General features: G+C 74.5%; 10 protein-coding genes and 1 pseudogene. 2 read left to right on the top strand and 9 right to left on the bottom strand.

Annotation, left to right across the window (positions count from 1 at the left end; genetic code table 11):
* Positions 1-21 precede the first annotated feature (21 nt).
* The 3 genes and pseudogenes from BLR33_RS24935 to BLR33_RS24925 all read right to left on the bottom strand — a co-directional run bounded on the left by BLR33_RS24935 (position 22) and on the right by BLR33_RS24925 (position 2,017).
* Positions 22-339, bottom strand: coding sequence for an AzlD domain-containing protein (locus BLR33_RS24935; protein WP_093786845.1), 318 nt, complete (start codon positions 337-339; stop codon positions 22-24).
* A complete protein-coding gene (locus tag BLR33_RS24930; RefSeq protein WP_245771644.1) occupies positions 336-1,097 on the bottom strand; it encodes an AzlC family ABC transporter permease in 762 nt (253 codons plus the stop codon). Before BLR33_RS24930 ends, BLR33_RS24935 begins: the two co-directional genes overlap by 4 nt.
* An 82-nt stretch (positions 1,098-1,179) precedes the next feature.
* Positions 1,180-2,017 (bottom strand): annotated as a pseudogene (locus tag BLR33_RS24925) (AraC family transcriptional regulator).
* 92 nt (positions 2,018-2,109) lie between these two features.
* Here BLR33_RS24925 and BLR33_RS24920 point away from each other — a divergent pair.
* The gene (locus tag BLR33_RS24920) at positions 2,110-6,777 is read left to right on the top strand and encodes an ATP-dependent helicase (RefSeq protein ID WP_093786843.1); all 4,668 of its coding nucleotides are present in this window, start codon (positions 2,110-2,112) and stop codon (positions 6,775-6,777) included.
* A 560-nt stretch (positions 6,778-7,337) separates the two neighbouring features.
* On the top strand, positions 7,338-8,207 hold the full coding sequence (locus tag BLR33_RS24915) for a DNA-formamidopyrimidine glycosylase family protein (RefSeq protein WP_093786842.1): 870 nt from the start codon (positions 7,338-7,340) through the stop codon (positions 8,205-8,207).
* Positions 8,208-8,522: 315 nt separating this feature from the next.
* On the opposite strand, the gene BLR33_RS24910 is transcribed toward BLR33_RS24915, so the two are convergent.
* The 6 genes from BLR33_RS24910 to BLR33_RS24885 all read right to left on the bottom strand — a co-directional run bounded on the left by BLR33_RS24910 (position 8,523) and on the right by BLR33_RS24885 (position 13,832).
* Complete coding sequence (locus BLR33_RS24910; protein ID WP_093786841.1) at positions 8,523-8,993, bottom strand: Dps family protein; 471 nt, start codon at positions 8,991-8,993, stop codon at positions 8,523-8,525.
* A gap of 281 nt (positions 8,994-9,274) precedes the next feature.
* A complete protein-coding gene (locus BLR33_RS24905) occupies positions 9,275-9,676 on the bottom strand; it encodes a helix-turn-helix domain-containing protein (protein WP_093786840.1) in 402 nt (133 codons plus the stop codon).
* 261 nt (positions 9,677-9,937) lie between these two features.
* Positions 9,938-10,456 (bottom strand): CinA family protein, encoded by a 519-nt coding sequence (locus BLR33_RS24900; protein WP_093786839.1) that lies wholly within the window; start codon positions 10,454-10,456, stop codon positions 9,938-9,940.
* Positions 10,453-11,343: a CDP-diacylglycerol--glycerol-3-phosphate 3-phosphatidyltransferase gene (gene pgsA / locus BLR33_RS24895; RefSeq protein WP_093786838.1), complete on the bottom strand. Its 891-nt coding sequence runs from the start codon at positions 11,341-11,343 to the stop codon at positions 10,453-10,455. Before pgsA ends, BLR33_RS24900 begins: the two co-directional genes overlap by 4 nt.
* Entirely contained in the window at positions 11,340-12,881 is a 1,542-nt protein-coding gene (rimO, locus tag BLR33_RS24890; protein WP_093786837.1) for a 30S ribosomal protein S12 methylthiotransferase RimO, read from the bottom strand. Before rimO ends, pgsA begins: the two co-directional genes overlap by 4 nt.
* A gap of 135 nt (positions 12,882-13,016) precedes the next feature.
* Complete coding sequence (locus BLR33_RS24885; protein WP_093786836.1) at positions 13,017-13,832, bottom strand: helix-turn-helix domain-containing protein; 816 nt, start codon at positions 13,830-13,832, stop codon at positions 13,017-13,019.
* Positions 13,833-13,946: the final 114 nt, after the last annotated feature.

The raw sequence follows: 13,946 nt of genomic DNA, 5'->3' as shown, positions 1-13,946 counted from the left end.
AGCCCGCCGGCCGGCGGCGCTTCACATCGCACGCACCGCGGCGGTCACCAGCACCGCGGCAGCCACGACCACGAGGAAGGGCGCCCGAAGCAGGAGCGCGAGCGCGGCTGCGGCGAGCCCGGCGGACCTCGCGTCGACCACCAGGTGGAGCCGGTCGGTGCCGAAGGTCTGCAGGGCGGTGAGTGCGGCGAGCAGCGCGATCGGCAGCAGCGCGGCCAGCCGCTTGACCAGCGGCCGCTCCAGCAGTCCGGCGGGCACCGACAGCCCGATCAGCTTCACCGCGTAGCAGCCGGCCGCGGTCATGGCGATGGCGGTCCAGGCACCACCGCCCGCGCTCATCGGTCCGCTCCGTCCGCCGTACCGGACACCTCGCCGTGCGACTGCCCGTCCGGCCCCGTGCGCCGCAGGGCCCGAGCACCCAGGACCAGGGGCGCGGCCAGTGCCGCCACCAGCACCGGGACTCCCGCAGGGAGCACGGGCAGGCAGAAGAGGGCGAGCAGCACGGCCACTGCGGCGACGGCACGCTCGGCGCGCCCCTTCACCATGGGTGCCAGCAGGGCGAGGAAGACGGCGGGGCCGGCCGCGTCCAGGCCCCAGCTGTCCGGGTCGCCGAGAGCGGAGGCGCCCAGGGCGCCGAGCAGAGTGGTGAGGTTCCACAGCGTATAGAGGCTGGCGCCGGTGACAGTGAAACCGAGCCTGGCGGCCGCGGTGCCGCGCTGGGCGAGGGCGACCGCGGAGGTCTCGTCGATGACCCACTGGGCGGCCAGTGGCCGCACCGCCCGAGGCAGTCGCAGCAGTCCGGAAAGGCGCAGTCCGTAGAAGGCGTTCCGGGTGCCGAGGAAGAAGGCGCCTGCGGCTGCGGCGAAGGCCGACCCGCCCGCTCCGAGCGCACCCACCAGGGCGAACTGGGACGCCCCGGTGAAGACGAGCAGGGACAGGGCGCAGGACTGCAGGAGCGTCAGCCCCGCTCCTGCGGAGGTCACTCCGAAGGCGAAGCCGGACAGCCCTACGGCGACGCCCACGCCCAGGGCATCACGTACGACGGCGTTCCGGGGCGGCGGGGCGGTCTCCACACGGGTTATGGGCGGTGCGTTCACGCGCTCCAGGCTATGAAGGCCGGTGCAGGAGGTTCTTGTACGTTCTTGCAGGGCCGCTCACTCGCCGGCGCTCCCCGCGCTGTCAGACCGTTCGCGCCTTTCTGCGCTCCCGCTGGTAGGCCCCGGGCGACACCCCGAGGATGCGGCTGAAATGGCGGCTGAGGTGCGACTGGTCCGCGAACCCGACCGCCGCCGCGGCGTCGGCCGGCGCCGTGCCGGCGTCGAGCAGCGTACGGGCGGTGCGGACGCGCTCACCGGTGAGCCAGGCGTGCGGGGGCAGCCCGTAGGCCCGTTTGAAGGCGCGCAGGAGTGCGAACGGCCGGCTGCCCGTCGCCGCGGCGAGCTCTGCGAGTCCGGGGAACGCCGTCATCCGGGCGGCGAGCAGGTCGCGGGCGCGGGCGGCGGCGTCGAGGGCCCGCGTCCGGGGCGGCGCCGCTGCGCGCGGCGGGCCCGCCGCGCCGAGCCGGCGGGCGGGCCAGGACCAGCCGCAGCAGGGTGTCCGCGGCCAGCGTGTTGTCCTGCTCGGCGGCGCGGTGGACGTCGGTGATCAGCCGGACCGCGGCGGGGTCCTCCAGCACGGTCCTCGTGAAAGCCGGAGTGCCGCGCAGCGCCGAGACCTCGGCCGCGACGGCGGAGACGACGGCCGGCGAGGGGTAGAGGACCCGGTAGCTCCAGCCCTCCTCGGCCCCGGCATAGGCTGTGTGCGGGGCCCCGGGGTTGATCAGGACCACGCTGCCCGCGCCGGCCCGCTCGGATCCGCTCGGCAGGCCCATGGCCTCGACCCCGGACGTGACCGCGGCGACCACGTACTCGTCGTGAACATGCCACGAAAAGGTATGCCGGACATAGCGGGCACGCAGGAGATCGACCCCGGGCAGGCCCGGGTGTTCCCAGAATCGTGCCTGCTCACGAGTGGTCATGGAGCAGTTGTGGCGTGTGCGCGCCACAAGTTGTCCACAGGTTGCGGCGCTCGGATCGGCGCGGTGTCGGTGCGGCGAGGCAGGATGGGGCCATGTCCAAGAAGTCCGGTCACAGCAGTCTCGACGCGTTCTCCCCGGCCACGCGTGCGTGGTTCACCGGGGCGTTCCGCGAGCCCACCGCGGCCCAGGCAGGGGCCTGGTCGGCCATCGCGGAGGAGTCCGACGTGCTCGTGGTGGCGCCGACCGGCTCGGGCAAGACGCTGGCCGCCTTCCTCGCGGCGCTGGACCGGCTGGCGTCCGTCCCGCCGCCCGCCGAGCCGCGGCGCCGCTGCCGGGTGCTGTACGTGTCGCCGCTGAAGGCCCTGGCGGTGGACGTGGAGCGCAACCTGCGCAGCCCCCTGGCGGGGCTCCGCCAGGAATCCGTGCGGCTGGGCCTGCCCGAACCCGAGGTGCGGGTCGGCATCCGCTCCGGGGACACCCCCGCGGCCGAGCGCCGCTCGTTCGCCACGCGCCCGCCGGACATCATGATCACCACTCCGGAATCGCTCTTCCTCATGCTCACTTCTGCCGCGCGCGAGGCGCTGAGCGGGGTGGAGACAGTGATCCTGGACGAGGTGCACGCGGTCGCGGGCACCAAGCGCGGCGCCCATCTGGCGCTGTCCCTGGAGCGGCTGGACCGGCTGCTGGACCGGCCGGCCCGCCGGATCGGCCTGTCCGCCACGGTCCGGCCGGTCGACGAGGTGGCGAGGTTCCTCTCCCCGCACCGCAAGGTGGCGATCGTGCAGCCGCCGTCCGCCAAGCGCTTCGACCTGTCGGTGGTGGTGCCGGTGGAGGATCTCGGGGAGCTGGGCGGCTCGCCGGTGACGGACGCCGCCGAGCACAGCGGCCCCGCGGCCGGGCCTTCGCAGCGGCCGTCGATCTGGCCGCACGTGGAGGAGCGGATCGCCGACCTGGTGCAGGCGCACAGCTCGACGATCGTCTTCGCCAACTCCAGGCGCCTGGCCGAGCGACTGTGCAACCGGCTCAACGAGATCGGCCAGGAGCGGGCCGAGGGCGAGGCGCTGCCCGAGGCGCACTCCCCCGCCCAGGTCATGGCGCAGTCCGGAGCCGCCAAGGGGGCGCCACCGGTGCTGGCCCGCGCGCACCACGGGTCGGTCTCCAAGGAGCAGCGCGCTCTGGTGGAGGAGGACCTGAAGGCCGGCCGGCTGCCCGCGGTGGTGGCCACCTCCAGCCTGGAGCTGGGCATCGACATGGGCGCGGTGGACCTGGTGGTCCAGGTCGAGTCGCCGCCCTCGGTGGCCTCGGGCCTCCAGCGGGTCGGCAGGGCCGGGCACCAGGTGGGCGCGGTGTCCACGGGCGTCGTCTTCCCGAAGTACCGGGGCGACCTGGTGCAGTCCGCCGTGGTCACCGAGCGGATGCGCGAGGGCGCCATCGAGGCGCTGCGGGTGCCGGCGAACCCGCTGGATGTCCTGGCCCAGCAGATCGTCGCCATGACGTCGATGGACACCTGGGACGTGGACGAGCTGCTGGCCGTGGTGCGCCGCGCCGCGCCCTTCGCGTCGCTGCCGCACTCGGCGTACGTCGCGGTGCTGGACATGCTGGCCGGCCGCTACCCCTCGGACGCCTTCGCCGAGCTGCGCCCGCGCCTGGTGTGGGACCGGGTGGCGAACACCCTCACCGGGCGCCCAGGGGCCCAGCGGCTCGCCGTCACCTCCGGCGGCACCATCCCGGACCGTGGCCTGTTCGGGGTGTTCCTGGCCGGCGCGGACCCGAAGAAGGGCGGCGGCCGGGTCGGGGAGCTGGACGAGGAGATGGTGTACGAGTCGAGGGTCGGCGACGTCTTCACCCTGGGCACGACGTCCTGGCGGATCGAGGACATCACCCGCGACCGGGTGCTGGTCTCGCCGGCGCCGGGGGTGCCCGGACGGCTGCCGTTCTGGAAGGGCGACCAGCTCGGCCGGCCGCTGGAGCTGGGCCGCGCGCTCGGCCGCTGGCTGCGGGAGGTGGGCGCGCTCGCCCCCGAGCAGGCCCGGCAGCGGCTGTCGGACGCGGGCCTGGACACCTGGGCTGCGGACAACGTGCTGGCGTACCTCGCCGAGCAGCGCCAGGCGTGCGGCCATGTGCCCGACGACCGCACGATCGTGGTGGAGCGGTTCCGCGACGAGCTGGGCGACTGGCGGGTGATCATCCACTCCCCCTTCGGGGCGCAGGTGCACGCCCCCTGGGCGCTCGCGCTCGGCGCCCGGCTCCAGGAGCGGTACGGGCTGGACGCCCAGGCGATGCACGCGGACGACGGAATCGTGCTGCGGCTGCCCGACGCGGATCTGATGGGCCTTGACCTGCTGGACACCGATCCGGGGCAGCGCGGCGCCGAGTTCGACCCGGAGCAGTCACCGGTGGGAGCGGGGGACGTCGCCTTCGACAAGGGCGAGGTGGAGCAGCTGGTCACCGACCAGGTGGGCGGCTCGGCGCTGTTCGCCTCGCGGTTCCGCGAGTGCGCCGCCCGGGCCCTGCTGCTGCCGCGGCGCAGCCCCGGCCGGCGCACCCCGCTGTGGCAGCAGCGCCAGCGCGCTTCGCAACTGCTGCAGGTGGCCTCGGAGTTCGGCTCCTTCCCGATCGTGCTGGAGGCGGTGCGCGAGTGCCTGCAGGACGTCTTCGACGTGCCCGGCCTGGTGGACCTGATGGGCGACATCGAGGCACGCCGGGTGCGGCTGGTGGAGGTGACGACGCAGGAGCCGTCGCCGTTCGCGCGGTCCCTGCTCTTCGGGTACGTGGCGCAGTTCCTCTACGAGGGCGACTCCCCGCTGGCCGAACGCCGGGCGGCGGCGCTGTCGTTGGACTCGCGGCTGCTGGCGGAGCTGCTCGGCCAGGCGGAGCTGCGCGAGCTGCTGGACCCGGACGTACTGGCCGACCTGGACAGCGAGTTGCAGTGGCTCACCGAGGACCGCCGGGTCAAGGACGCCGAGGGCGTGGCGGACCTGCTGCGGGTGCTGGGCCCGCTGACCGGCACGGAGCTGGCGCTGCGGGGTGCGGAGCCGGCCTGGCCGCAGGAGTTGGAGGCCGCCCGGCGCGCGATCAGGGTGCGGATCGCCGGCGAGGAGCACTGGGCGGCGGTGGAGGACGCGGGGCGGCTCAGGGACGCCTTGGGCACCGCGCTCCCGGTGGGTGTGCCGGTGGCGTTCACCGAGCCGGTCAAGGATCCGCTGGGCGACCTGCTCGCCCGCTACGCGCGCACGCACGGCCCGTTCACGACCGGGGAGGCGGCGGCCCGGTTCGGCCTGGGCGCCGCGGTTGCCGACGGCACGCTGCACCGGCTGGCGGCGGCCGGGCGGCTGGCGCAGGGCGAGTTCCGGCCGGGCGGGGCCGGGCAGGAGTGGTGCGACGCGACGGTGCTGCGCCGGTTGCGGCGCAGGTCGCTGGCGGCCCTCCGGGAGGAGTTGGAGCCGGTGCCGCCCGCGACGCTCGGGGTGTTCCTGCCGCAGTGGCAGCACGTGGGCACCCACTCCCTGCGCGGGATGGACGGGCTGGCCCGGGCGGTGGAGCAGTTGCAGGGCGCGGCGGTGCCGGCCTCGGCCCTGGAGAAGCTGGTGCTTCCGTCGAGGGTCGCCGGGTACACCCCTGCGATGCTCGACGAGTTGACCGCTTCGGGCGAGGTGCTGTGGGCGGGGGCGGGCGCGCTGCCCGGCAAGGACGGCTGGGTGTCGCTCTACCTGGCCGACAGCGCTCCGCTGCTGCTCCCGGCCCCGCAGCCGCTGGAGCAGACGCCGCTGCACGAGGCCGTCCTAGCGGCCCTGTCCGGCGGCTACGGCCTGTTCTTCCGGCAGATCGCCGAGCAGGTGCGCGCGGCGGGCCTGGAGACGTCGGACGCCCAACTCGCCGATGTCGTGTGGGACCTGGCGTGGTCCGGCCGCCTCACCAACGACACGCTGGCACCGCTGCGTTCGCTGCTCGGCTCCGGCCGCACCGCGGGCTCCACCGCCCACCGGGCACCTCGGTCCGTACCTCGCGGCCGCTACAGTTCGCTCGCGATGCGCGGTGCCCGACCCACCGCCTCCCGGACGGGCCCGCCGACGGTTGCGGGCCGCTGGTCGCTGGTTCCCATCGCGGAGGCCGACCCGACACTGCGAGCGCACGCCCTCACCCACGCTCTGCTGGACCGGCACGGGGTGGTCACCAGGGGCGCGGTCGCCGCGGAGGGCGTGGCCGGGGGCTTCTCGGCGGCCTACCGGGTGCTGTCGGCGTTCGAGGAGACCGGGCAGGCCCGGCGGGGCTATGTGGTGGAGGGACTCGGCGCCGCGCAGTTCGCGATGGACGGCGCCGTGGACCGGCTGCGGGCGCTGAACACCGCCCGCGAGCGGGCAGGCGAAGAGGAGCACGGGCGCAGCTCGCGCACGGTCGTGCTGGCCGCCGCCGACCCCGCCAACCCGTACGGCGCCGCCCTGCCCTGGCCGGAGCAGCCCGCGGGGGTGTCCCACAAGCCGGGGCGCAAGGCCGGCGCGCTGGTCGTCCTCACCGACGGGGAGCTGGCCCTGTACGTCGAGCGCGGCGGCAAGACGCTGCTGGCCTGGCCGCTGGACGAGATACGTGTGCAGGCGGCGGCCGACGCCCTGGCGCTCGCGGTCCGGGAAGGCGCATTGGGCCGGCTCACCGTCGAGCGCGCCAACGGCGAGCCCGCCCTGGCCTCACCGCTGGGCCGCGCCCTGGAGGCAGCCGGCTTCCACGCCACTCCCCGCGGCCTGCGCCTGCGCGACTCCCGCTGAGGCGGGTCCGCGAAGTCGCGTCGTTGGCGCGCAGAGCGAGGTCGGCATCTGGTGGCCCTTGCGCCGGCGGGGTCCCCCGGCTCGTAGGGCGGAGAGTCGTCCCCGTCGTGGACCTGATCGGAGGAGCTCGAGACAAGACAGCACGGTGAGGGCGCCCCGTTGGGTGCGGGGGGGGAGTGCCAGACGTCGACGACCAGAGGCGACTTCGCGGAAAACGCCCTCCGGGCCCGACGCAGCAGAAGCGCCTGCCCGGCCAGTCCTGGCGTTCCCCTGAGGGGCGGGCGCCTCGTCCGCCTGTCCCGGTTACGAGTGAACCGCTTGGCGCTCGCCCTCAGGGGCGGGCGAGGCCGCTCGCTCCGGCAGGGAGGGATACCCCGCCCGGGGCCGCCCGGTGCGCGGCCTCCTCCTGAGCCCGGGCCGCGAAGGCGCCTCCAACGCCCCCAGCGCTCCCCGTGGCCTCACAAAGGGAGAGACACCTCGCCGACAGCACGGGATAAAGCTCCAGCCCGCACCGAAGGCCCCACCCTCCGTTCCACCACGCGGCGCGCCATCATGGACGGGTGCCTGAGGGAGACACGGTCTGGCTGACCGCACACCGGCTGCACGCGGCGCTCGCGGGGCAGCAGCTGGTGCGTTCCGACCTGCGGGTGCCCAAGCTGGCCACGGTGGACCTCGCGGGGCGGCAGGTGCTGGAGGTGGTGCCGCGCGGCAAGCACCTGATGCTGCGCGCGGAGGGTGGGGTGACGCTCCACAGCCATCTGCAGATGGACGGCTCGTGGCACCTGTACGGTCCGGGCGAGCGGCGCCGGGGCGGCCCCGAGCACCAGGTGCGGGCGGTGCTGGAGGTGCCTGGCCGGACAGCCGTGGGATACCGGCTGCCGGTGCTGGAGCTGCTGCCGACCGCCGAGGAGCACACCGTGGTGGGCCACCTCGGGCCCGACCTGCTGGGCCCGGACTGGGACGCCGCGAAAGCGCTGGCCAAGCTGTCGGCGAGGCCCGAGCGCCCGGTCGGCGAGGCGCTGCTGGACCAACGCAACCTCGCCGGGGTCGGCAATGTGTACGTCTCGGAGCTGTGCTTCCTGCGGGGCGTGACGCCTTGGACGCCGTTCGGGCAGATCGCGGCGCCAGAGAAACTCGTGGTCCTCGCCCGGCGGCTGCTGGCGGCTAACAAGGAGCGCCCCGGCCATGTGACGACCGGCGACACCCGGCGTGGCCGTACGCACTGGGTCTACGGGCGCGAGCACCAGCCGTGCCTACGCTGCGGCACCCCGGTGCGGTCGGCGCGGCACGGACCGGCGGAGCAGAGCAGGGTGGCGTACTGGTGCCCGAGGTGTCAGCGGGGCCCGGTGCCCTCCTCGGACTCAGGTGAGGGTCCCGGCATCGGGGGCGGCTCCGGCAGTACAGGCGGGACCGCCGGCATCGGCGGCTGAGCGCCCGTACCGCCCGTGCCGCCCGTACCGGGCAGCCGCGCCGACCCGGCCGCCCCGGCCGCCCGATGCCGCGCAGCGACCGCGTGGACGGGGACCAAGCCGAGGCTCCAGCCCGCGAGGAGCGCGCCCTCCCAGCGCCCGGCGGCCCCGCCGCGCAGACCGTGCAGGCCGTGCCGCAGCGCCGCCCACCACCACAGCACCCCGCCCATCAGGGCGAGGAGCGTGCGGAGCGGGTTGCCGAGGAGGGCCCGTATCGCGCGGCGGGCGGGCGCCGGGGCCCGCGGCAGTGCTGCCTGAGGGGCGCGCACCGGCGCCTCAGACGTTCTCGGCCTGGAACATCCAGTGGAACTTCTCCAGGTCCGCGGTGATCCCGATGAGGAGGTCCTGGGTGACGGGGTCCGGCTCGTCGGTGGCCGAGATCCGTTCACGCATCCGGGTGATGCAGGCGTCGAGCGCGGCCACCATGATGTCCACGACCTCGCCGTCCTTGACCCAGCCGTCGGTGACGGTGTCCAGCCCGCTGGTCTTGGCGACAGTGCCGGCGCGGCCGTCCGGGGTGATGCCGATGGCCGAGGCGCGCTCGGCGACGGTGTCGGAGGCGAGCCGGGCGGTGTCCACCACCTCGTCGAGCTGGAGGTGGATGGAGCGGAAGCGCGGTCCGATGACGTTCCAGTGGACCTGCTTGGCGACCAGGGACAGGTCCAGCAGGTCCACGAGGGCGCCTTGCAGCGCCTCCCCCACGATCGTGCGGGCCTGCTCCGGAAGGGGGCTCTTCACAACAGACATGCGCTGCTCTCCTCGCGGATCGACGCCTTCGGGTCTTGTTGATCCCTTGCTGACCTCCTTCGCCTACCCTGCACCGCCTCGGTACACATGGCAAAAGACGGGCAACGAACAGGCGAAAGAGCGCCGGCCGGCCGACAGCGGCAAGGTGACCCGAAGACGGCGAGCGGGTGACCGGCCCGCCGACGGCGGTCGATGGCGGGACAACGAAAAGGCCCCGCTCCGGGAACTCCCGGGCGGGGCCTGCCGCGGCACGCGGCACAAGCGATCGAGCAGCGTGACGCTCAGGCCGCCACGACGTCCACGGCCTCCGCGGACTTCTTGGGCGCCTTGATGGTGATCCGTTCGTCCGGGGCGGACGGCACGGCAGTGACGGAAGTGACGGACGTGACCGCGCCCAGCACGGGCCGCATCGGCGCGGCAGTGGTCTCGTCGGCCGCCGACTGCGCCAGTTCGGCGAGCGACAGGTCGTCGCTGACCTCGCGCATCACCTCGGACATCGGCACGTCCAAGGCGTCGCAGATCGCCGAGAGCAGTTCGGAGGACGCTTCCTTCTGCCCGCGCTCGACCTCGGAGAGGTAACCGAGCGAGACCCGGGCGGATGAGGAGACCTCACGCAGGGTGCGGCCCTGGCGCTGGCGCTGCCGACGCAGCACGTCACCAAGCAGGCGACGGAGCAGGATCATCGGTGGCTCCCTCCTCGGACCGCGTAACCGCATCCTTCTCGCCCCACCGTACCGCCTCGGGCACCGGCCGTGCGGGGAGCGGGGACGTGTTCACTCAGGGCTGCAAACATCCCTACCCCCCGGCTTCTTCCCCATCCTCCGGCCCCGGACTCGTGCCGGGACCGTTATCAGGCGGGCTGTCAGGACCGCCACCAGGCCCGTTCCGCGGACCCGGCGGCTCCCACCCGGAAGGCGCGCTCCCTTGCGCGCCCCCAGTGGGTCTCACGGCTGACGCCGCTCCGGGGCCGCGGCGGACTCCGGACCCGCTACCGTACTCCTTCGCAGCGCGGAGGCAAGCAGCTCCAGGGCCGCGTCCACCGACGCGCTCCGGATCCGGCCACGATCGCCGTCGAGCCGCAGCCGGTCCACCCACGATCCGTACGGGCCCGCGGCGGCGACGAAGACGGTGCCCACGGGCTGGCCGTCCTGCGGGTCGGGACCGGCGACCCCCGTGGTCGACACCCCCCAGTCGGCGCCCAGCCGCTCGCGCACGCCCTCGGCCATCTGGCGGGCCACCTCGCCGTCCACCGCCCCACGGGCGGCCAGCAGCGCCGCGTCCACGCCGAGCAGGCGGTGCTTCAGCTCGGTGGCGTAGGCCGTCACCGAGCCTCGGAAGGACTTCGACGCCCCGGGCACGGAGGCGATCTCCGCGGCCACCAGCCCGGCCGTCAGGGACTCCGCGACAGCGAGGGTGGCCGAGCGCTCGCCCAGCAGCGCCAGCACCTCCTGCGCGACGCTCATACGCCCTGCCGCCGTTCGTGCTGGGCGCGCTCGGCCCCACCCGCGGGCTCCGCGGCCCGCTCGGCGGCGCCCGCCCGCGCCCCGGACGCCCCCTCGGCCGGCACCCCGTCGGCCAGCGCGCCATCGGTCAGCGCACCGTCCGCCAGTGCCTGCTCCGCCAGCACGCCCGCCCGGTGGGCACCGGAAGCGGCCACCCCCGCCTCACCGGCCGGCGCCGTCACGGCGCCCTCCGCTCCACCCGGCGCCTGGGCCGCCGGCCGGTCCCGGCGCAGGACGGCGGCCTGCCGGACGTAGTCGAACCCGGTCACCACCGTGAGGACCACCGCCACCGCCATGATCCAGGCGCGGATCGACGCCAGCGGACCGGTGAGGATCAGGATGTACATGCCGACCGCGACGCCCTGGGTGAGCGTCTTGAGCTTGCCGCCCCGGCTGGCCGGGATCACCCCGATACGGATCACCCAGAACCGCATCAGCGTGATGCCCAGCTCCCGCACCAGGATCACGATCGTGATCCACCACGGCAGGTCGCCCAGCGCGGAGAGCCCGACCAGCGCTGCGCCCATGATCGCCTTGTCGGCGATGGGGTCGGCGATCTTGCCGAAATCCGTCACGAGCCCGTAGCGCCGGGCCAGTTCGCCGTCGAAGAGGTCGGTGATCATCGCGACGCCGAAGGCCGCCCAGGCGAAGGAGCGCCACGCCGGGTCGTGCCCGTCGCCGTGCACCAGCAGCAGCACGAAGCCGGGCACCAGGGCGAGCCGGATCATCGTCAGCAGGTTGGCGACGTTCAGCAGCCCCGCAGGGCCGCCCTCGGCCCCGTACGGGCGCACGTCCGCCCCTGGCGCGGGTGGCGGTGGCGGCGGTGTGGCCTCGGTGGCTCCGCTCATCTGGCCGCCCCCTCGGTACAGTCCGCGCCCTGCGGGCCGTCCGGCCCCAGCTGCGGCAGCGCCTCGGCGACGAGGTCCACGCCCTCGCTGCCGACGACCTTCGCGGTCACGAAGGTGCCCGGTGCCGGCGGCCAGCTCCCGGCGGAACCGTCCGCGGGCACCAGGACCACCTGGCCGTCGGTCTCGGGCGCCTGGTGGTCGGCGCGGCCGGTGACCTCGCCGGTCTCCTCGTCCAGGTCCTCCACCAGCACCCGGACGGTCGCGCCGAGCCGCTCCTGCGCGCGCTGCGCGGTGAGTTCCTCGGCCAGCCGGGAGACCCGGGCGAGCCGGGCGGCGACCACGTCCTCGTCGAGCTTGCCGTCGAAGGAGGCTGCCTCGGTGCCCTCCTCGTCGGAGTAGCCGAACACGCCGATGGCGTCGAGCCGGGCGGCACCCAGGAAGCGCTCCAGTTCGGCGAGGTCCTCCTCGGTCTCCCCGGGGAAGCCCACGATGAAGTTCGACCGCACGCCCGCCTCGGGCGCCTTGGCGCGGATGGTGCCGAGCAGTTCCAGGAAGCGCTCAGTGTCGCCGAAGCGGCGCATGGCGCGCAGCACGCCGGGCGCGGAGTGCTGGAAGGACAGGTCGAAGTACGGCACGACTCCCGGGGTCGAGGTGAGCACGTCGATCAGCCCGGGCCGCATCTCGGCGGGCTGCAGGTAGCTGACCCGCACCCGCTCGACGCCCTCGACGGAGGCCAGTTCCGGCAGCAGCGTCTCCAGCAGGCGGATGTCGCCGAGGTCCTTGCCGTAGGAGGTGTTGTTCTCGCTGACGAGCATGACCTCCCTGACCCCCTGCCCGGCCAGCCAGCGGGTCTCGGCGAGCACGTCGGAGGGGCGGCGGGAGATGAACGAGCCGCGGAAGGAAGGGATCGCGCAGAAGGTGCAGCGCCGGTCGCAGCCGGAGGCGAGCTTCACCGACGCGACGGGCCCGGACCCCAGACGGCGGCGCAGGGGGGCGCGCGGGCCGGACGCGGGGGCCACGCCCTCGGGCAGGTCCGGGACTTCCACCTCCGGCTCGGGCGCGTCGGCGGCCTGGCCGTGTCCGGGCAGCGCCACGTCCGAGCCCTGCCGCTGCGCGGGGGTGATCGGCAGCAGCTTGCGCCGGTCGCGCGGGGTGTGGGAGGCGTGGATGCCGCCGGACAGGATGGTCTGCAGCCGGTCGGAGATGTCCGCGTAGTCGTCGAAGCCGAGGACCCCGTCGGCCTCCGGCAGTGCTTCGGCCAGGTCCTTGCCGTACCGCTCGGCCATGCAGCCCACGGCGACGACGGCCTGCGTGCGGCCCTGGGACTTGAGGTCGTTGGCCTCCAGCAGGGCGTCCACCGAGTCCTTCTTGGCGGCGTCCACGAAGCCGCAGGTGTTCACCACCGCAACGTCGGCGTCGGCGGCGTCGTCGACGAGCCGCCAGCCGTCCGCCGCCAGCCGGCCGGCGAGTTCCTCGGAGTCGACCTCATTGCGGGCGCATCCGAGCGTGACAAGGGCGACGGTACGGGGTTCGGGCATAAGCACCAGCCTACCCGGTGGCCTGCCGGCGGCTGCCCCGCGCGGCTCGCCGGAAGGCTCCGCCGTGCCGGGGTCGCCGGGCCGCGTCCGGAAGGGGCCGGAAGGTGCCCCGGCACCGGCCGGGGCGGCCGCCGGCTAGCCCTGGGTGGGGTCGCCGGGGGTGTAGGTCAGGCGCACGACCTGCCCCTTGTCACCCGCCGGGCCGAGGTCCTTGCCGTTGACGAACAGCTGGACCGCGCCCGCGTTGCCGACGACCAGCTTGATCTTCTTGTCGTCCGTCCAGCTCTTGGACTCGCCCTCCTTCAGGGAGGCCTGGAACAGCTGTTTGCCGGTGCCGTCGGTGGCCTGGATCCAGCTGGTACCGCCCTCGGCGGTGACCTTCACGGTGACCTTGCCGGGCGGGGCCGCGGCGATCGCGCTGCCGGTGTCGGTCGGCTGCGCGGTCGGCGCGCCGGCGCCCTGCGGGGAGGGCGTGGTGGCGGTGGGGCTCGCGGTGGTCTTAGTGGGGGTGGCCTGGGCGTCGTTGCTGGAACCGCTGTTGTCGCCGCCGCTGAAGACGGTGAAGCCGACGAACCCGACCACGGCGACGATCGCGGCGATCATCGCGGCCGTCCAGTTGGGGCGGCGCGGCTCGGGCTTGATCCGCTCCGACTCGTACACGGGCGCGACCGGCAGCGGCGCCTGCTCGGTGCCGTGGTCTGCCGCGTACTGCTCGATCAGGGGTTCGGGGTCGACCCCGACGGCGCGGGCGATGGAGCGGATGTGCCCGCGGGCGTAGACATCGCCGCCGCAGCGGGAGAAGTCGTCCCGTTCGATCGCCTGCAGGATCGGGACGCGGACCCTGGTGGTGGTGCTGACCTCGTCGACGGTCAGGCCCGCCGCGACACGGGCCTGGGCGAGGGCGCGACCGACCGAAGGCCGGTCGGCGGAGGGCGAATTGCCGAGGGACACGAGGACGCCTTTCAAGCGTGCAGCCACCTGGAGGCTCAGTCTAGGGGCGGTGCAGAAAGCGGGGGCAGGCGGACGGCCGCTTTCCGTCGCCGCGAGCGACGGAGGGCCGGGTCG

Source organism: Actinacidiphila guanduensis (assembly GCF_900103985.1).
In the GTDB taxonomy this organism is placed as follows: Bacteria; Actinomycetota; Actinomycetes; order Streptomycetales; family Streptomycetaceae; genus Actinacidiphila; species Actinacidiphila guanduensis.
Note: the sequence above shows the minus strand (reverse complement) of the source record. Positions and strands in the feature narration are given on the sequence as shown.